Consider the following 19170-nt stretch of genomic DNA (forward strand, 5'->3'; position numbering starts at 1 on the left):
GCGGCTTCGGATGGGCGTGTAGCTCAGCGGGAGAGCACTGCATTGACATTGCAGGGGTCACAGGTTCAATCCCTGTCACGCCCACCATCCAGACAATCCCTCAATTGGCCGTCGGTATTTTCATCCGCTGGCGTTCCCGGCCTCATCCGATCCTGATGCCGAGCTTGCCTATTCCAGCCTCAGGCCGCGCCGAGGCGGAGATCACCGGTCTCGACGTGCTGGAGAAACCACGCATAGGTCTGTTCCAATCCGCTGCGCAGCGAGTAGCGCGGGCGCCAGCCGGTGGCGAACAGGCGCGACACGTCCATCAGCTTGCGCGGCGTGCCGTCCGGCTTCGTCGCATCGAATGTTATTGCGGCATCGGCGCCGGCGACCGACACGATGGTGCGGGCAAGGTCGGCAATGGTGATGTCTTCCCCCGAGCCGACATTGATGTGGCTGTCGCCCGAATAATTCTTCAGCAACCAGACCAGCGCGTCGGCGGCGTCGTCGACATGCAGGAATTCACGCATCGGCGTGCCTGATCCCCACACCTCCAGGCTCTTGCGGCCGGCGCGCTTGGCCTCGTGCGCCTTGCGCATCAGAGCGGGCACGACATGGCTGGAATTGAGGTCGAAATTGTCGCCCGGACCGTAGAGATTGGTCGGCATCGCCGAGATGTAGTCGACGCCGTGCTGGCGCCGATAGGCCTGGCACAGTTTCAGCCCGGCGATCTTGGCGATCGCATACCATTCGTTGGTGGGCTCGAGCGGCCCGGTCAGCAAGGCGTCCTCGGAGATCGGCTGCGCCGCGAATTTGGGATAGATGCAGGATGAACCGAGAAACAGCAGCTTCTGCACCTCGTTGCGGAAGGCGCTGTCGATGACATTGTTCTGCATGACGAGATTGTCCTGCAGAAAATCCACCGGAAGCCTGTTGTTGGCCAGGATACCGCCAACCTTGGCCGCCGCCATCACCACTGCATCCGGCTTGCAGTCGGCCATCCAGCGCCGCACGCAGGCCTGGTCGAGAAGATCGAGGTCGGCGCGCGAGGCGGTCAGGATCTCGCAATCCTCGTCGGCCAATCGGCGCAGGATGGCCGAGCCGACCATGCCGCGATGTCCGGCCACGAAAACACGCTTGCCCTGAAGGTCGAAGGTCATCAGCTTACCCCAATGCAGAACGGCAGCTATGCCAGTTGGCCGGCGGAGCGCCGGATCGGCTTCTCTGTTGCCGGACGCATACCGCATACAGATTTGCCCAGACAAGGCAAATCGCAAAGCCACGCGAAGCAACCTTTGGATCGGACGCTGTAGCGCTCGCGATCAGACGCCCGCTACCGCGCAGAGGCTTGTCATTCTGGCAATGGCAAGCTCGGGGTCGGCCAGCAACCCTGCCTGGTCGGCAAGGCGAAAGACATCGGAATAGTGGCGGATGCCGCGTGCCGATTGCATGCCGCCGATCATCGAAAAATGCTCCTGGTGGCCGTTCAGCCATGCCATGAAGACGATGCCGGCCTTGTAATATTCGGTCGGCGCCTCGAAGATTTTGCGCGACAGCGGCACTGTCGGCGCCATCAGCGTGTCATAGCCGGCGCGGTCGCCGTCGGCCAGCTTTGCCAGCGCTGCATTGGCGACCGGCGCGATCGCATCGAAAATGCCGAGCAGCGCGTGCGAATGTCTGTCGCCGTCGCCGGCGATCAGCTCGGGGTAATTGAAGTCGTCGCCGGTGAACATCACCACGCCCTCGGGCAGCCGGTCCCTGAGCGCGATCTCCTTGCCGGCATCGAGCATCGATATCTTTATGCCCTCGACCGTGCCGGCGTGGCGTTCGATGATCGCGATCACCGTCTCGAGCGCAGTTTCGAAATCGCTGCTGCCCCAGTAGCCTTTCAGCGCCGGGTCGAACATGTCGCCCAGCCAGTGCAGGATCACCTGGCCGGACGCCTGGGACAGGACGCGGTCGTAGACGCTGGCATAATCGTCGGGGCCTTTGGCGATCGCCGCAAGCGCGCGGCTGGCCATCATGATCGCCTTGCCGCCAAGCCCTTCGATGAACCCGAACTGCTCCTCATAGGCCGCGATGACATCGTCGAGCGTGCTCGCCGCCCCCGGCGTCAGATGGTCGGTGCCTGCGCCTGACGCGAGAGCGGCGCCCTCGACGCTCCGCGCCTCGGCGATCGAGCGGCGGATCAATTCCCTGGCATTTACCCAGTCGAAGCCCATGCCGCGCTGCGAGGTATCCATCGCTTCGGCGACACGGAAGCCGAGCCGCCAGAGGTGATGGCGAAACGTCATCGTCTTGTCCCAGTCGACCGCCGGCCTCGACCATGGATCGGTCATGGCGAAGGGATCGGCGACGACGTGGGCCGCGGCGTAGGCGATACGCGAGAACCGCGCGCCGGCCACAGGCTGCACCGGCTGGCCGATAAGCCGGTAGAGGATGCGGCCGCCGCCTTCCCCGGGCAAGGTGATGTCCATGGCTCTCTCCTTCCCAGCGCCTATTAAATGGAACGTTCCAATAAATCAAGAGACTTTGCCGCCCTGCCTCGCGCAGCTCAAATTGCTGCATCGCAGCAGGTGAAAGCCGTGCTTACTGGACGATTGTGCCCACTGAGCCGCATTTTTCTCGGGTTCGCAAAAACACGATTGACTCAAATGCCTCGCAGAGATTAGATCGTTCCAATAAAATCGCATAAGAAACCTCCGGGAGGACAGATCTGGATGGCCAGCCGGGCCAAGGCAACGATACTCGACATCGCCCGTGAGGCGGGCGTGTCCAAATCGACGGTATCGCTGGTGTTGCAAGGCAGCCGGCTGATCCGGCCTGAGACCGCGCTCAAGGTGCGCAAGGCGATCGAGGATGTCGGCTATGTCTACAACCGCGGCGCCGCCAATCTGCGCAAGGCCCATTCCAACGTCATCGGCATGGTCATCAACGATCTTACCAATCCGTTTTTCGCCGAGATGGCGGTCGGCATGGAGCGCGTCTTCCAGTCGGCCGGCATCGTGCCTTTCATCGCCAACACGGCGGAGAGCCCGGTGCGCCAGGAAGAGGTTCTGAAATCGCTGATGGAGCAGGGTGTCGCCGGGCTCGTCGTGTCGCCGGCGCGCGGCACCACGCCTGGCGCGTTCCGCCGCCTTGAGACCGCAGGCGTTCCGGTCGTCTTCGTCATGCGCCGCCTCCCCGAAAGCCGCATCCCGGTGATCACGCCCGACAATCATCGCGGCGCCTATCTTGCCACCGCCCATCTGATCGGCAAGGGCCACCGCCGGCTGGCCTTCTTCGGCGGCTCGTCCGACCTTGTCGTCTATCACGAGCGGCTGGGCGGCTTTCGCGAGGCCTGTGAAGCGCTCGGCATCGCACCAGCCGACAGGCTGGTCTTCGAGGGCGAAACCAGCCGCAAGGGCGGCATTGCCTGCCTGGAAACCGCGCTCGCCATGGCCGCGCCGCCGACCGCGGCCCTTTGCTTCAACGATGCGGTCGCCTTCGGCGTCTTGCTGGCGCTGCGCAAGCGCGGCCTTGAGCCCGGCGCGGACTTTGCCGTCGTCGGCTTCGACGACGTCGCCGAGGCCGAGCACTACATGCCGGCGCTGACCAGCGTCGCGGTGAACACCGCCGGCCTCGGCGAGCGCGCCGCCCATGTCGTGCTGAAGATGATCCAATCGCGCACCACGCGCGCCGAGGATCATATCGGCGCCGTCAACCTCGTGGTCAGGGAAAGCTGCGGTCCCGATCGCAAGGAGCATGGCTGCGCAGGAATGGGAGACGCGGCATGACCGTCAGTTGGGGGCTGATCGGCGCCAGCACGATCGCAAGACAGTTCATGATCGGCGCCATCCGCGCGCAGCCGGACGGCGAGATCGCCGCAGTGATGAGCTCCAGCCCGGAGCGGGCTACCGCCTATGCTCGGGAAAACCGCATTCCGGCGGCGGTCTCGACGCTTGATGAATTGCTCGGCTCCGACATCGACGCCGTCTACATCTCGACCACGAACGAATTGCATCTCGAACAGGCACTCGCCGCCATTGAGGCGGGAAAGCATGTGCTTTGCGAAAAGCCGCTGGCGCTGACCAGCGCCGACGCCCGCAAGATGGTCGCAGCGGCCAGGGCCGCCGGCGTCGTGCTCGGCACCAATCACCATCTGCGCAATGCGGGCTCGCATCGGGCGATGCGCGAAGCGATCGCTGCCGGCCGCATCGGCAGACCGATCGCCGCGCGCGTCTTCCACTCCGTCTATCTGCCGGAAAACCTGCAGGGCTGGCGCATCACCAGGCCGGACGCCGGCGGCGGCGTGGTGCTCGACATCACCGTCCACGATGCCGACACGCTGCGCTTCGTGCTCGGCGACGATCCCGTCGAGATCTCGGCGTTCACGCAATCGGCCGGCATGGCCGCCTGCGGGCTGGAAGACGGCGCCATGTGCCTCTGGCGCTTCGCATCGGGCGTCATCGCCCAGTCGCATGAGGGCTTCACCACCAGATTCGCCGGCACCGGCTTCGAGGTGCATGGCAGCGAAGGCTCGCTGATCGCCAGGGATGTGATGACGCAGAAGCCGGTCGGCTCGGTGTTGCTGCGCACGGCACAGGGCGAGGAGGAATTGAGCTTCGACCGCGAAGATCTCTATGCCCGTTCGCTGCGCCAATTCCACGCGGCGATCCGTGGCGAGGGCCAGCCTTCCGCCACCGGCGAAGACGGCGTCTGGTCGCTGACATCAGCCGAAGCGGCATTGCAGTCGGCCAGGTCCGGCAAGGCCGTTGCCCTCGACCCGAAGCTCGGGAGTGCTGGATGAGCAAGCTCGTTTCCGCGGCTGAGGCTGCCGGCCTGATCAGGGATGGCGTGGTCGTTTCCGTGTCGTCGTCGAGCGGCCTCGGCTGCCCGGATGCGGTGCTTGCCGCGATCGGCGAGCGCTTCGACGCCGAAGGCCATCCCAAGGACATCACGACGCTGCACCCGATCGCCGCCGGCGATATGTACGGCATCAAGGGCATCGATCATTTAGCCAAGCCCGGCCTGTTGAAGCGCACTTTGTGCGGCTCCTATCCATCCGGGCCGTCATCTGCCGAACCGCCGCAGATCTGGAAGATGATCGGCGACAATTCGGTCGCTGCTTACAACGTGCCGTCCGGCATCCTGTTCGACATGCATCGCGAAGCCGCCGCCAAGCGTCCCGGCGTGCTGACCAAGGTCGGGCTCGACACCTTTGCCGACCCGCGCCACCAGGGCTGCGCCATGAATGCGGCCGCCAGCGAGCCGATCGTTTCGGTGCAGCAGTTCGATGGCGAGGAGTGGCTCTATTTCCGCTCGATCGTGCCGCAGGTGGCGATCATCCGCGCCACCACCGCCGATGAGCGCGGCAACCTCACCTATGAGCATGAAGGTGCTTATCTCGGCGGCCTTGAACAGGCGCTGGCCGCCCGCAACAATGGCGGCATCGTCATCGCGCAGGTCAAGCGCGTCGTCGAGAACGGCACGCTGAAGCCACACGATGTGCGCGTGCCCGGCGTGCTGGTCGATCATATCGTCGTGGCGCCCGACCAGTTGCAGACGACGCTGACGCCCTACGATCCGGCCATCTCCGGCGAGATCTTCCGGCCGCTGTCGAGCTTTCGCAACGCCGAGATGAACGTCCAGAAGGTCATCGCCCGCCGCGTCGCCATGGAGCTTGCCGACGGCATGGCGGTCAATATCGGCTTCGGCATCTCGGCCAATGTGCCGCGCATCCTGATCGAGGAAGGCCAGCACGGCAAGATCACCTGGGTCATCGAACAGGGGGCGGTCGGCGGCGTGCCGCTGCTCGACTTCAAGTTCGGCTGCTCGTCGAACGCCGACGCCTTCATGCCTTCGCCGCACCAGTTCATCTACTTCCAGGCCGGCGGCTTCGACGCCTCGCTGCTGTCCTTCCTGCAGATCGACCGCCACGGCTCTGTCAACGTCTCGAAGCTTTCGGCGCGGCCCCACGTCACCGCCGGCGCCGGCGGCTTCGTCGACATCACCGCGCGAGCGAAGAAGATCGTCTTTTCCGGTTTCTTCAACGCCGGCGCCAAGCTGTCGCTTGCCGGTGACGGCATCCGCATCGACCAGGAGGGCAAGGTCAAGAAAGTCGTCGACGAGGTCGAGCATATCTCCTTCTCGGGCAAGCGTGCCGTCGCGCAGGGACAGGATATCACCTATGTCACCGAGCGTTGCGTGATGAAGCTGACGCCGGCGGGGCTGATGGTGACCGAGTTGGCGCCGGGGATCGACCTCGAGCGCGATGTGCTGGCGCAGGCCGAGATCCCGCTCGCCGTCGCCAACGACCTGAAAATCACACCGGATGCGCTCTACCGGGACCGGCCGATCGGCCTGTCGCTCAATGGCGGCGCCTCGCTTGGAGGCGCACATGGGTGAGCGTCTGGTAACCTTTGAAACCGACGGCGCCATAGGCATTGTCACGCTGCGCCGGCCGGAGAAATTCAACGCGCTCGATATTCCGATGCTGCGGGGGTTGGAAGCAGCGCTCGACGAAGCCGAGGCGGCGCAGACCGTCCGCGTCGTGCTGATCTGCGGCGAAGGCAAAGGCTTTTGCGCCGGCGGCGATGTCGAGGCTTGGGCAGAAATGAGCGCCGCCGATTTCCAGGTGCAATGGGTGCGCTACGGCCACCGCGTCTTTGATCGGCTGGCGCGGCTGCGGCAGCCGACGATCGCCGTGCTTGCCGGCCATGCGCTGGGCGGCGGGCTGGAACTGGCGGCGGCTGCAGACTTCCGCGTGGCGGAAACACAGGTGAAGCTGGGGTTCCCCGAAACCTCGATCGGCGTCGTTCCCGGCTGGTCCGGCACCCAGCGCGCCGTGCGCCGCTTCGGCGCGCAGGCGGTGCGGCGGATGGCGCTCGGCGGCGAAGTGTTTCTGGCTACCGAGGCTCTTGCTCTGGGGATTGTCGACCGGGTGGTCGAGACCGGTAAGGCGTTCGCCGAAGCCAAGGCCTGGGCCGGCAAGATCGCCGAGCGCGGCCCGCTCGCGACCGAGGCCGCCAAGCTGATGATTGCCATCGCCGAAGGCGAGGACAGTGCTGCCGCGACCGAAGCGCTGGCCAGCGGCTTCATCGCGCTGACAAGCGATCTCAGGACCGGCGTCGAGGCTTTCAGCGCCAAGCAGAAACCGGCGTTCTCAAGATCTTAGGAACCTGAAACTCACATGAACGCACCTCTCAACATCGCCATGCCCGCCGAGGCAGCCGCAGCGCCGAAAAGCTACCGGCTGCTGATCGACGGCAAGTTCGTGGACGCTCGGGACGGCCGCACGCTGGGGCGCAGCAGCCCCGGCCACGGCTTCACCGTCTCGCGCTATGCACAGGCCGGCGCGGCGGACGTGGAGGCTGCGGTACAGGCCGCGCACAGGGCCTTCGAGACCGGCCCGTGGCCGCGCATGAAGGCCGCCGAGCGCGCCGCGATCCTACTCAAGGCTGCTGACCTGATCGAGGCGCGGCTGGACGAGATTGCCCGGCTCGACGCGCTGGAATCCGGCAAGCCGATTGCCCAGGCGCGCGGCGAGATCGGCGGCGCCGTCGATATCTGGCGCTATGCCGCGGCACTTGCCCGCACGCTTCACGGCGAAAGCTACGCCAATCTCGGCGACGCCATGCTCGGCGTCGTGCTGCGCGAACCGATCGGCGTCGTCTCCATCATCACGCCGTGGAATTTCCCGTTCCTTATCGTCTGCCAGAAACTGCCCTTCGCGCTCGCCGCCGGCTGCACCGCGGTGGTCAAGCCGAGCGAGATGGCCTCGGCCTCGACTTTCGTGCTCGGCGAGATCCTGATGCAGGCCGGCCTGCCGGATGGCGTCGTCAACATCCTTGCCGGTCTGGGCGCCGATGTCGGCGCACCGATGGTCAGCCATCCGCTGGTCGAGATGGTGTCGTTCACCGGCTCCACCCGCGTCGGCAGGATGACCATGGCGTCTGCCGCCAACTCGCTGAAGAAAGTCTCGATGGAGCTCGGCGGCAAGAACGGCCAGATCGTCTTTCCCGATGCCGACCTCGATGCCGCCGCCGACGCGGCGGTATTCGGCGGCTTCTTCAACGCCGGCGAATGCTGCAATGCCGGCAGCCGGCTAATCGTCCATGAGGCGATCGCCGATGAGTTCCTCGGCGCCGTCAAAGCCCTCACCGCCAAGGTGACTGTTGGCGACCCGCTCGACGACCGCACCAAGGTCGGCGCGATGATCTCCGCCGACCACATGGCCAAGGTCACCGGCTACGTGACGGCAGCGGAAAACGGCGGCGGCCGGATCTATAGCGGCGGCAAGCAGCTTGCTGCGAGCGCCGGCCAGTATCTTGATCCAACCATCGTTCGCGACGTCACCGAAGACATGGCCATTGCGCGCGAGGAAGTGTTCGGTCCGGTGCTCTCGGTGCTGACTTTTGAATCGATTGAAAGGGCGTTGCACATCGCCAACAACACGCCCTATGGTCTGTCGGCCGGCGTGTGGAGCGCCAGCATCGATACCTGCATGTCGGTGGCGCGGAATGTGCGTTCGGGAACCGTTTGGGTGAACACGTTCATGGAAGGTTATCCCGAACTGCCTTTCGGCGGCTACAAGCAGTCCGGTCTGGGACGCGAACTCGGCAAGCGCGCCGTCGAGGATTATACCGAGGAAAAGACAATCCAGTTTCATCGCGGCCAGCGCACCGGATGGTGGGTCGGCTGAGTTGGGAAGAACCCGGTGGCCATCCGCCGGTCGTTGTAAGTTCAACAAGGGAGGAAGTACATGTTGCGCAAACTGCTTATCGGGACGGCTCTCGCAGCGGGCGTTGCGTTCGCGGCCCATGCCGAGGACGTCAAGGAAGTCCAGATGCTGCATTGGTGGACGTCGGGCGGCGAAGCTGCCGCTCTGAACGTGCTCAAGCAGGATCTGGCCAAGGAAGGCTTTGCCTGGAAGGACGTGCCGGTGGCCGGCGGTGGCGGCGACGCCGCCATGACCGCGCTGAAGGCGATGGTGGCGGCCGGCAACTACCCGACCGCCTCGCAGATGCTTGGCTATACCGTGCTCGACTACGCCGCGGCCGGCGTCATGGGCGACCTGACCGAGACGGCGATAAAGGAAGGCTGGGACAAGTCCGTTCCCGCCGCCCTGCAGAAATTCTCCGTCTATGACGGCAAGTGGGTCGCGGCTCCGGTCAACGTCCACTCGGTCAACTGGCTGTGGATCAACAAGGCGGTGATGGACAAGATCGGCGGGACCGAGCCCAAGACCTTCGACGACTTCATCGCGCTGCTCGACAAAGCCAAGGCGGCGGGCGTCATCCCGCTCGCACTGGGCGGCCAGAACTGGCAGGAAGCGACCATGTTCGACTCGGTCGTGCTGTCGACCGGCGGACCTGAGTTCTACAAGAAGGCCTTCAACGACCTCGACGAGGAATCCCTGAAGTCCGACACGATGAAGAAGTCGTTCGACAATCTCGCCAAGCTCGTCACCTATGTCGACCCGAACTTCTCGGGCCGCGACTGGAACCTCGCCACCGCCATGGTCATCAAGGGCGACGCCTTGGTACAGGTGATGGGCGACTGGGCCAAGGGCGAATTCAACGCCGCCAAGAAGGTCCCGGGCACCGACTTTCTCTGCTATCGCTTCCCGGGCACCGACGGCAGCGTGATCTACAACTCCGACATGTTCGGCATGTTCAAGGTTCCGGAAGACCGCAAGGCCGCCCAGATCGCTCTGGCCACCGCAACTCTGTCGAAGAGCTTCCAGTCGGCCTTCAACGTGGTCAAGGGCTCGGTCCCGGCCCGCACCGACGTGCCGGACACCGACTTCGACGCATGCGGCAAGAAGGGCATGGCCGATTTGAAGGCCGCCAACGAAGGCGGCACCCTGTTCGGCTCGCTGGCGCAAGGCTACGGCGCCCCTCCGGCGGTTGCCAACGCCTACAAGGATGTCGTCTCGAAGTTCGTCCACGGCCAGATCAAGACCTCGGACGAGGCGGTGACCCAACTGGTCAGCGCGATCGAAGACGCCAAGTAAGCACCCGCCCATGTGAACGATCTCCCCGGCGCAAGCCGGGGAGATCCCCTGCGGAGGGGTTTTGCGGTTGCGCTGACCGGCACGCTTCGTGCCGCAGAGGCCGCGACGACAGAATTCCGGACCCGCGATACGGAATGGATCGATGAGCATAGTTGCTGAAACCAGTATCACGCTGACGCCGGAGCACGACGCCCGTCCGGGCGCTTCGGTGCGCTCGCGCCTGCAGGATGCGCTGCCGAAGCTCGTGCTGGCGCCGAGCTTCGCCGCCACCATCGTCTTCGTCTACGGCTTCATCCTGTGGACGATCTATCTGTCCTTCACCAATTCCAAGACCTTTCCCTCCTATGCGATCACCGGGCCACGCGCCTATCAGCGGCTGTGGCGCTGGACTTTCGAAAGCGATCCGCCGTCCTCCTGGTACACCTCGATCACCAATATGGGGATTTTCGGCTTCCTCTATATTTCCATCTGCCTGGCGCTCGGGCTGTTCCTGGCGATCCTGCTTGACCAGAAGATCCGCGGCGAAGGCATGTTGCGGCCGATCTATCTCTACCCGATGGCACTGTCCTTCATCGTCACCGGCGTTGCCTGGAAATGGTTTCTCGACCCCGGCCTCGGCCTCGAGCAGACGCTGCACCAATGGGGCTGGACGAGCTTCCATTTCGACTGGATCAAGAACAAGGACTTCGTCATCTACACTGTGGTCATCGCCGGTGTCTGGCAGGCGTCAGGCTTCATCATGGCGATGTTCCTGGCCGGCCTGCGCGGCATCGACGGCGAGATCCTGAAGGCGGCGCAGATCGACGGCGCCACCACCTTCCAGCTCTACCGTCGCATCGTCATCCCGCTGCTGCGGCCGATCTTCCTGTCCGCCTTGATCGTCCTCGCGCATCTCGCCATCAAGTCCTACGATCTGGTCGTCGCGCTGACCAGCGGCGGGCCTGGCGGCTCGGCCTGGCTGCCGTCGAACTTCATGTATGAGTACACCTTCAAGCGCAACGAAATGGCCGTCGGCTCGGCCAGCGCCGTGATCATGCTGATGACTATCACCGCGATCATCGTTCCCTATCTCTATTCCGAGCTTCGGGAGAAGCCGCGATGAGCGCCATAGCCACTCCTGCTCGCCAGAGCACTGGCGGTATCAGCGCCAGGACGGTCAACCGTATCGTCATCTACGGGCTGCTGGCGCTGTTTGCGCTGTTCTATCTGATGCCGCTGCTCGTTATGCTGGTGACCTCGTTCAAGACCATGGACGAGATCCAGAACGGCAACATGCTGGCGCTGCCGCAGGCGCCGACCTTCGCACCCTGGATAAGGGCATGGAGCGAAGTCTGCTCGGGTCTCACCTGCGTCGGCATGAAGGGTTATTTCTGGAACTCGATCAAGATGGTGGTTCCGGCGGTCATCATCTCGACCCTGCTCGGCGCGCTCAACGGCTATGTGCTGACGAAGTGGCGCTTTCGCGGGGCGACGCTGGTGTTCGGGCTGATGCTGTTTGCCTGCTTCATCCCGTTCCAGTCCGTGCTCTTGCCGATGGCAACGATCCTCGGCAGCCTCGGCCGGTTCGGCGTCAAGCTGCAGAACGCGACCGGCTTCACCTTCGGCTTCGGCAATCCAACCGTGAACCTGGTGTTCGTTCACGTCGTCTACGGCATCGGCTTCACCACCCTGTTCTTCCGCAATTATTACGAAGCGTTTCCGAACGAGCTGGTGAAGGCGGCGCAGATCGACGGCGCCAGCTTCTTCCAGATCTTCCGGCGCATCATGCTTCCCAACTCGCTGCCGATCATCGTGGTGACGGTGATCTACCAGTTCACCAACATCTGGAACGACTTCCTCTTCGCCTCCGCTTATGCCGGCTCAGGCGACGTGATGCCGATGACGGTGGCGCTGAACAACGTCGTCAACACCTCGACCGGCGTCGTCGAATACAACGTCAATATGGCGGCGGCGATGATCGCCGCGCTGCCGACGCTCCTCGTCTATGTGCTCGCCGGCCGCTATTTCGTGCGCGGCCTTATGGCCGGCGCCGTCAAAGGATAATCGCATGGCTTTTCTGGAAATTGACGGGCTGAAGAAGCGGTTCGGAGCGGTCGAGATCCTGAAAGGCATCGACCTCGACCTGGAAAAGGGCGGCTTCCTCGTGCTGGTCGGGCCTTCCGGTTGCGGCAAGTCCACGCTGCTCAACACCATTGCCGGCCTGGAAACCGTCACCGAAGGGGAAATCCGCGTCGACGGACGCACGATCAACGATCTCCACCCCTCCAAGCGCGACATCGCCATGGTGTTCCAGAGCTACGCGCTCTATCCGAACATGACGGTGGCCGGGAATATTGCCTTCGGCATGGAGATGCGCGGCGTGCCGGCCGATGAGCGCCAGAAAGCGATCGACAAGGTGGCAAAGGTCCTGCAGATCGGCCATTTGCTGAAGCGCAAGCCAAGCCAGCTTTCCGGCGGCCAGCGCCAGCGCGTCGCCATGGGCCGGGCGCTGGTGCGCGATCCAAAGCTGTTCCTGTTCGACGAGCCTTTGTCCAATCTCGATGCCAAGCTGCGCGTCGACATGCGTATCGAGATCAAGCGCCTGCACGCCACCACCGGTACCACCATCGTCTACGTCACGCACGACCAGATCGAGGCGATGACGCTGGCCACCAAGATCGCGGTGATGCGCGACGGCGAGGTGCAGCAGTTCGGTACGCCGGCCGAAATCTATAACAATCCGGTCAACCTGTTTGTTGCCGACTTCATGGGCTCGCCGGCGATGAACCTGATCCCGGCGACGATCGGCAGCAACGGCAGCGGCATCTCCGTCGTCATGGAGCGCGAGGCGCGCCAGCCGATCTCGCTGCCGCTGGGCAATGCGCCGGCCGGTCTTTCGGCATTCCAGGGAAAACCGATCATCTTCGGCGTCCGCCCGGAAGCACTGACCGATCCCGAAGGGGCCGAACGCAATGCCTCGAACATCGCCCGCGCCGACTGTCACATCGAGGTCATCGAGCCGGCCGGCTCGGATACGTTCGCGGTCACCAATCTCGGCGGCAAGGCGGTGGTGGCGCGGCTGCGCGCCGATGCCAAAATCCAGCCCGGCACGGTCACGCCGCTCGCCTTCAACCTGACCAAGGCGGTGTTCTTCGATCCGGCGACCGAGAAACGCATCGTCTGACGGCCATGACAAATCCCGACATCGTCATTATCGGCTCCGGCATAGGCGGCGCCACGATCGCCTCCGGCCTTGCCGGCAGCGGCGCCTCGATCCTGATGCTGGAGCGCGGCGAACCACTGCCGGCGACGCCGCACACACGCGACACCCGCGCCATCTTCGTCGACGGTCATTACCGGCCGAAGGAGATGTGGCTCGAGGCCGGCGGAGCGCCTTTCAATCCCGGCAATTACTACTATGTCGGCGGCAATTCGAAATTCTACGGCGCCGTGCTGATCCGCTACCGCAGGCAAGACTTTTCGGAGATGGAGCACTATGGCGGCGTCTCGCCGGCCTGGCCGTTTTCCTATGAGGAATTCGAGCCCTGGTATTCCAGGGCCGAGCAGCTTTTCCGCGTGCGCGGTGCACTCGGTGAAGACCCGACCGAGCCGTTCCACTCGATGCCCTACCCTTTCGGGCCGGTACCCGACGAGCCGCCGATCGCGCGCGCCCGCGCCGAGCTCAGGAGCCTGGGTCTGCACCCGGCATCGCTGCCGCTCGGCGTCGACATCGAAGCCTGGCTGAAAGACGGCAGGACGCCGTGGGACGCGTTTCCCAACACCGGTGCCGGCAAGGTCGACGCCCAAACGGGGCCGCTGGCGTCGGCCCTTGCCGACCAGAACATCAAGCTCGAGACCGGCGCCCACGTCGAACATCTCGAGGCATCGCCGGATGCGAGGACAATCGCCGCCGTCCATTATCGACAGAACGGTACGCTGAAGAAAGTCGCGCCGAAGCTGGTCATCCTATCGGCCGGCGCGGTCAATTCCGCCGCCATCCTGCTGCGCTCGCCCACCCCTGAGGGCAAAGGCGGTGGCAAAGGCCTGGCCAACCGCTCCGACCAGGTCGGCCGCAACTTCATGAACCACAATTCGAGCGCCATGCTGGCGATCGATCCACGCCGCCGGAACAAATCCGTCTACCAGAAGACGCTGATGCTGAACGATTATTATCTATCCGACGGCAAGGGCGGCAAGCCGCTCGGCAATGTCCAGCTCCTCGGCAAGATCGACGGCAACATCCTCAAGGCCAATGTCAGGCGCGCGCCCAAATTCGCGCTCGATTTCATGGCCGGCCACGCCGTCGACTGGTATCTGATGTGCGAGGACCTGCCCGATCCCGAGAGCCGCATCATGGTCGACGGCAAGGACATCGTCATGCAGTGGCGGCGCTCCAACATGCAGTCGCTCGACGGGCTGACCAAGGTGATGCGCGAGAATTTCCGCGCGTGCGGCTATCCGATCGTCCTGTCGCGGCCGTTTGACAAGCGCACGCCCTCGCATCAGTGCGGCACGGTGAAGATGGGCAACGATCCAGCGATCTCGCCGCTGGATCCGTTCTGCCGCTCCTTCGACCACAGCAATTTGTTCGTCGTCGACGCCGGCTTCCTGCCGAATTCGGCAGCCGTCAATCCGGCGCTATCGATCGCCGCACAGGCGCTGCGCGTCGCCGATCATATCCGCAAGACGGAGCTTGCAACATGAGCCGCCCGGCAGCGATCGTCACCGGCGGCACGCGCGGCATCGGCCTTGCCTGCGCCAAAGCGCTCGCAGATTCCGGCTTCGACATCCTCGTCGCCGACCTTGCCGACGAAGCCGCCGACGGGCTCGCCGCCGACATCACCGGGCGCGGCGCGAAATTTGCCTATGCCAGCAGCGACATCGCCGACCTCGACGGCCATGCAGCGCTGATCGATGCCGCGACAAGCGCCTTCGGCCGCATCGACTGCCTGGTCAACAATGCCGGCATCGGCACTGTCCTGCGCGGCGATCTGCTCGAGCTCAAGCCGGAAAATTTCGACCGGGTGCTCGGCATCAATCTGCGCGGCACGGTGTTCCTCAGCCAGGCCGTCGCCAAAGCGATGCTAGGCCTGCCGAGCGATGGTGCGAGATCGATCATCACCGTCACCTCGGTCAGTGCCGCCATGGCCTCGCCGGAACGTTCCGACTACTGCATTTCCAAGGCCGGGCTTTCGATGTGGGTGAAGAACCTGGCGCTGCGGCTTGCCACCGAAAACATCGCCGTGTTCGAGGTGCGGCCGGGCATCATCCGCACCGAGATGACCGCGGGTGTCACCGCCAAATATGACGCGCTGATCGAGAGCGGGCTGGTGCCGGCGATGCGCTGGGGCGAGGGCCGGGATATCGGTGCCGCCGTGGCGGCGCTCGCCAGCGGCAAGCTCGGCTTTTCGACCGGCTCGGTCATCAATGTCGACGGCGCGCTGTCGGTGCCGAGGCTATGAACAGGTGACGCCATGACCGACTACATAATCGTCGGCGCCGGCCCGGCCGGCTGCGTACTCGCCAACCGGCTGAGCGAAGATCCGTCGCATCAGGTGCTGCTGCTCGAAGCCGGCGGCAAGGACTGGCATCCGCTGATCCACATGCCGGCCGGTTTTGCCAAGATGACCAAGGGCATCGCCGCCTGGGGCTGGTCGACTGTGCCGCAAAAGCACATGAAGGACCGCGTCTTCCGATACACGCAGGCCAAGGTGATCGGTGGCGGCTCGTCGATCAACGCCCAGATCTACACGCGCGGCAACGCCCGCGACTACGACGCCTGGGAGAAGGAAGAAGGTCTTGCCGGCTGGGGCTATCGCGACGTGCTGCCCTATTTCAAACGCGCCGAGAACAATCAACGTTATGCCAACGATTTTCACGGCGACCAGGGCCCGCTCGGCGTGTCGAACCCGATCGCGCCGCTGCCGATCTGCGAGGCCTATTTCCGCGCCGGGCAGGAGATGGGCATCCCCTTCAATCCCGACTTCAACGGCGCCAGCCAGGAGGGCGTCGGCTATTACCAATTGACGCAGAAGGACGCAAAACGCTCTTCGGCCTCGGTCGCCTATCTCCGGCCGATCCGCGAACGCAAGAACCTGACGGTCAGGACCGGCGTTCTGGTGACGCGCATCGTCGTCGACAAGGGCCGCGCCATCGGCGTCGAGATCGTCGACAGGCCGGGCGGTCAGGCAGCGATCCTGCGCGCCGAACGCGAGGTGATCGTCTCGTCCGGCGCCATCGGCTCGCCGAAGCTTTTGATGCAGTCGGGGATCGGCCCGGCCGACCATTTGAAGGCGGTCGGCGTGACGCCTGTGCACGACCTGCCAGGCGTCGGCTCCAATCTGCAGGATCATCTCGACCTGTTCGTCATCGCCGAATGCACCGGCGATCACACTTACGACAACTACGCCAAGCTGCACTGGATGGCGTGGGCCGGCCTTCAGTACCTGCTCCTGAAGAAGGGCCCGGTGGCCTCCAGCCTGTTCGAGACCGGCGGCTTCTGGTACGCCGATCCGACCGCCGCCTCTCCCGATATCCAGCTGCATCTCGGCCTCGGCTCCGGCATCGAGGCCGGCGTCGAGAAGCTGAACAATCCGGGCGTGACACTGAATTCGGCCTTCCTGCGCCCGCGCTCGCGCGGCACGGTGCGGCTGAACAGTGCCGACCCGGCAGACCGCCCGCTGATCGATCCGAACTATTGGTCCGATCCCTATGACCGCGACATGTCGATCAAGGGGCTGAGGCTGGCGCGCGAGATCATGCGGCAGAAAGCGCTGCAGCCCTATGTGCTGCGCGAGGTACTGCCGGGACCCGACCTGCAGAGCGGCGACGAGCTGTTCGACTACGCCTGCCGCAGTTCCAAGACCGACCACCACCCGGTCGGCACCTGCCGCATGGGTTACGATGCGATGAGCGTGGTGACGCCGGAGCTCAGGTTACGTGGCATCGATGGCCTGCGTGTCTGCGACGCCTCGGTGATGCCGCGCATCCCCTCCTCGAACACCAATGCCCCGACGGTCATGGTTGGTGAAAAGGGCGCCGATCTGATCCTTGGCCGCGAGCCGCTGCCGCCGGCGGTGTTTTCCACCAACCGAGCGGAATGAGGGACAAGGAATGATCCGGCACTGTGTTTTCGTCAGAGTCCGCAACGATGTCGCTAACGCCGAGCGGGCGGCGATCCATGCCGATCTCGAAGCGTTGCGGTCGATGATCGACGGCGTGGGCAAGGTCGAATTCGGCGCCAACACCAGCCCCGAACCCTTCGCCCGCGGCTTCACGCACGGCTTCACCATCGACTTTCGCGATGCCGCCGCGCGCGATGCCTATCTCGTGCATCAAGCGCATCAGCGAGCCGGCGCAAGACTGGTCGCGGCGCTCGAAGGCGGCACGGACGGGCTGATGGTGTTCGACCTGGAGATCGCGTGACTATCCCATTCTCAGCGCAACCACGCCGGCAACGATGCTGAGCACCGCGGCACCCCGCCATGCCGTCATCTTCTCGCCGAGCGCGAACACCGAGATCATCATGGCGAACAGGATCGATGTTTCGCGCAGCGACGCCACCGAGGCGATCGGCGCCTTGGTCATCGCCCACATCACGATCCAGTAGGCGCCGCCGCTGAGCACGCCGGTATAGATTCCTGCCTTCCAGTCGCGGGCCAGCACCGGCAGCGCCTGTGGGCCGCGAAAGACGACGCAAAGCACCAGCGCCCACAGCGCATCGCAGACGAACAGCCAGGCCGCATAGCTCGATGCGGTGGCGGCCAGCCGCGCGCCGCTGCCGTCCGACAGCGTATAGCTGGCGATGAAGATCGATGTGCCCAACGCGAAACCGACAGCGCGCAAGTTCAATTTCTCCAGATGCGCGCCGCCGCGAAACGACAGCACCAGCGTGCCCGCCGACAACAAGAGAATGCCGAGAATGGCGAGCGGCGCCGGCATCTCGGCAACCACCACAACGCCCCCCAAAGCGGCCAGCAAGGGCGCGGTGCCGCGCGCCAGCGGATAGGTCTGGGCGAAATCGCCGGCCTTGTAGGCGCCGATCAGGAACGTCCTGTAGCCCATGTGGAAGACAACCGAGGCGAGGATGTATGGCCACACTTCCGGCTTCGGCACCTCGACGAAGGGCAACGTCACCAGCGCGGCGGCACCCATGCCGAGCGTCATCAGCGTTATCGACAGGAAACGGTCGAGATGGACCTTGACCAGCGCATTCCAGATCGCATGCATGGAAGCGGCGGCGAGCACCGCGAAAAAGACAAACAGGCTCATCGGCGGTTCATCCGCCGCCCGTCCCTATGGCGATAGGCGTCTCCAGGTCGATATCGACCCAGAGCGGAAAATGATCGGAGGCGACTTGGCCGATATCGGCGCTGACCGATCGCACGCGCCCGGCAAACATGCCGCCGACGAAGCAATGGTCGAGCCGGCGCTTTGCGATCCTGCCGTCGATGGTCTTCACATGGGTGTGGAAGTCCGACGTCGGTTCGCGGGCGACGGCGGCGGCGTCGACAAAACCGTCGAGATAGGCGGCACCGCGATGATAGGGCGCGCTGCCGACGATGCGGCGGTACTCGGCGCTACCCGGCTCCATATTGAAGTCGCCCAACCAGATCGCCGCTACGGGGTTTTCTGGCTCCTGTTCGCCATTGCTCCAGTTGCGCGCCGGCTCGTCGTCGGCGCCGCTCCATGGGCCGCCCTCGGACCGCGCGCGGCGATGCTCGGCCAGCAAATAGTCGATCTGCTCCAGCCGCTCCTCGGCCGCGATATGCGCCAGATGCAGCGAAAAGAACCGCACCGGGCCGGCAGGGGTGCGGATCATGCATTCAAGTGCGGCGTTGCGGGTGTTGAGCGGCCGCAGCGTGCGCCTGAGCGGCAGCGTGTGCAGCCGCGACCAGACAATCGGCAGCTTAGACAGAACTATGGTGCCGAATTGCCGCCGCCGGTTGACGATGCGGCCGTCACGCCGCTGGCTGGCATCCATGTCGAAGGCCGGGCCGTAGACCCAATGGTAGTCGGGCAGCAATCGCGAAAGAAGTTCCGGCTGGTCGTCCTCGTTGCTGCGTAACCAGTGCCGCTCGACTTCCTGCAAGGCGATGACGTCGGCGCCGGCGACGACCTTGGCGCAACGCGCCAGATCGTAGCGGCCATCGCCGCCGAAGCCGTACTGGATGTTATAGCTGACCAGCTTCATTGCCTATCCGGCTCAGTTT

17 protein-coding genes and 1 tRNA gene are annotated in these 19170 nt (G+C 64.5%); 14 read left to right on the plus strand and 4 right to left on the minus strand.

What is annotated here, in order from left to right; genetic code table 11:
- Positions 1–12 precede the first annotated feature (12 nt).
- A tRNA-Val gene (locus tag NKH98_RS04815) sits at positions 13–87 on the plus strand.
- 92 nt (positions 88–179) lie between these two features.
- On the opposite strand, the gene fcl is transcribed toward NKH98_RS04815, so the two are convergent.
- Together fcl and NKH98_RS04825 are read right to left on the minus strand one after the other, a co-directional pair.
- Positions 180–1142: a GDP-L-fucose synthase gene (gene fcl / locus NKH98_RS04820; protein ID WP_352896928.1), complete on the minus strand. Its 963-nt coding sequence runs from the start codon at positions 1140–1142 to the stop codon at positions 180–182.
- 162 nt (positions 1143–1304) lie between these two features.
- Positions 1305–2459: a dihydrodipicolinate synthase family protein gene (locus NKH98_RS04825; RefSeq protein WP_352896930.1), complete on the minus strand. Its 1155-nt coding sequence runs from the start codon at positions 2457–2459 to the stop codon at positions 1305–1307.
- 243 nt (positions 2460–2702) lie between these two features.
- Between NKH98_RS04825 and NKH98_RS04830 the strand changes: the two genes are divergently transcribed.
- The 13 genes from NKH98_RS04830 (at position 2703) to NKH98_RS04890 (ending at position 17383) form a co-directional block, all read left to right on the plus strand.
- On the plus strand, positions 2703–3758 hold the full coding sequence (locus tag NKH98_RS04830) for a LacI family DNA-binding transcriptional regulator (protein WP_352702768.1): 1056 nt from the start codon (positions 2703–2705) through the stop codon (positions 3756–3758).
- On the plus strand, positions 3755–4771 hold the full coding sequence (locus NKH98_RS04835; protein WP_352688016.1) for a Gfo/Idh/MocA family protein: 1017 nt from the start codon (positions 3755–3757) through the stop codon (positions 4769–4771). The genes NKH98_RS04830 and NKH98_RS04835 overlap by 4 nt, the downstream gene beginning before the upstream one ends.
- Positions 4768–6369: an acyl CoA:acetate/3-ketoacid CoA transferase gene (locus NKH98_RS04840; RefSeq protein ID WP_352702766.1), complete on the plus strand. Its 1602-nt coding sequence runs from the start codon at positions 4768–4770 to the stop codon at positions 6367–6369. The genes NKH98_RS04835 and NKH98_RS04840 overlap by 4 nt, the downstream gene beginning before the upstream one ends.
- On the plus strand, positions 6362–7138 hold the full coding sequence (locus NKH98_RS04845; RefSeq protein ID WP_352896932.1) for an enoyl-CoA hydratase/isomerase family protein: 777 nt from the start codon (positions 6362–6364) through the stop codon (positions 7136–7138). The genes NKH98_RS04840 and NKH98_RS04845 overlap by 8 nt, the downstream gene beginning before the upstream one ends.
- Before the next feature lie 15 nt (positions 7139–7153).
- The gene (locus NKH98_RS04850) at positions 7154–8665 is read left to right on the plus strand and encodes an aldehyde dehydrogenase family protein (RefSeq protein WP_352896933.1); all 1512 of its coding nucleotides are present in this window, start codon (positions 7154–7156) and stop codon (positions 8663–8665) included.
- Between the two features lie 60 nt (positions 8666–8725).
- A complete protein-coding gene (locus NKH98_RS04855; RefSeq protein WP_254816907.1) occupies positions 8726–9979 on the plus strand; it encodes an ABC transporter substrate-binding protein in 1254 nt (417 codons plus the stop codon).
- A 142-nt stretch (positions 9980–10121) separates the two neighbouring features.
- Positions 10122–11081 (plus strand): carbohydrate ABC transporter permease, encoded by a 960-nt coding sequence (locus NKH98_RS04860; protein WP_254816906.1) that lies wholly within the window; start codon positions 10122–10124, stop codon positions 11079–11081.
- Positions 11078–12022: a carbohydrate ABC transporter permease gene (locus NKH98_RS04865; RefSeq protein ID WP_352478185.1), complete on the plus strand. Its 945-nt coding sequence runs from the start codon at positions 11078–11080 to the stop codon at positions 12020–12022. Before NKH98_RS04860 ends, NKH98_RS04865 begins: the two co-directional genes overlap by 4 nt.
- Before the next feature lie 4 nt (positions 12023–12026).
- Entirely contained in the window at positions 12027–13142 is a 1116-nt protein-coding gene (locus tag NKH98_RS04870; RefSeq protein WP_352896935.1) for an ABC transporter ATP-binding protein, read from the plus strand.
- Positions 13143–13147: 5 nt separating this feature from the next.
- Positions 13148–14662 carry a GMC oxidoreductase gene (locus NKH98_RS04875; RefSeq protein WP_352896937.1) on the plus strand — a complete coding sequence of 505 codons (1515 nt, stop codon included), beginning with the start codon at positions 13148–13150 and terminating at the stop codon, positions 14660–14662.
- Entirely contained in the window at positions 14659–15420 is a 762-nt protein-coding gene (locus NKH98_RS04880) for a 3-ketoacyl-ACP reductase (RefSeq protein ID WP_352896939.1), read from the plus strand. The genes NKH98_RS04875 and NKH98_RS04880 overlap by 4 nt, the downstream gene beginning before the upstream one ends.
- 12 nt (positions 15421–15432) lie before the next feature.
- Positions 15433–17061: a GMC family oxidoreductase gene (locus NKH98_RS04885; protein WP_352896940.1), complete on the plus strand. Its 1629-nt coding sequence runs from the start codon at positions 15433–15435 to the stop codon at positions 17059–17061.
- Positions 17062–17071: 10 nt separating this feature from the next.
- Positions 17072–17383 (plus strand): Dabb family protein, encoded by a 312-nt coding sequence (locus NKH98_RS04890; protein WP_352896942.1) that lies wholly within the window; start codon positions 17072–17074, stop codon positions 17381–17383.
- On the opposite strand, the gene NKH98_RS04895 is transcribed toward NKH98_RS04890, so the two are convergent.
- Both NKH98_RS04895 and NKH98_RS04900 read right to left on the minus strand, forming a co-directional pair.
- Positions 17384–18229: an EamA family transporter gene (locus NKH98_RS04895; RefSeq protein ID WP_023675361.1), complete on the minus strand. Its 846-nt coding sequence runs from the start codon at positions 18227–18229 to the stop codon at positions 17384–17386. It abuts the gene before it with no gap.
- 7 nt (positions 18230–18236) lie between these two features.
- On the minus strand, positions 18237–19151 hold the full coding sequence (locus NKH98_RS04900) for an endonuclease/exonuclease/phosphatase family protein (RefSeq protein ID WP_352802136.1): 915 nt from the start codon (positions 19149–19151) through the stop codon (positions 18237–18239).
- Positions 19152–19170: the final 19 nt, after the last annotated feature.

Origin of the sequence: Mesorhizobium sp. M0833 (assembly GCF_040319905.1) — a bacterium.
Taxonomy (GTDB): domain Bacteria; phylum Pseudomonadota; class Alphaproteobacteria; order Rhizobiales; family Rhizobiaceae; genus Mesorhizobium.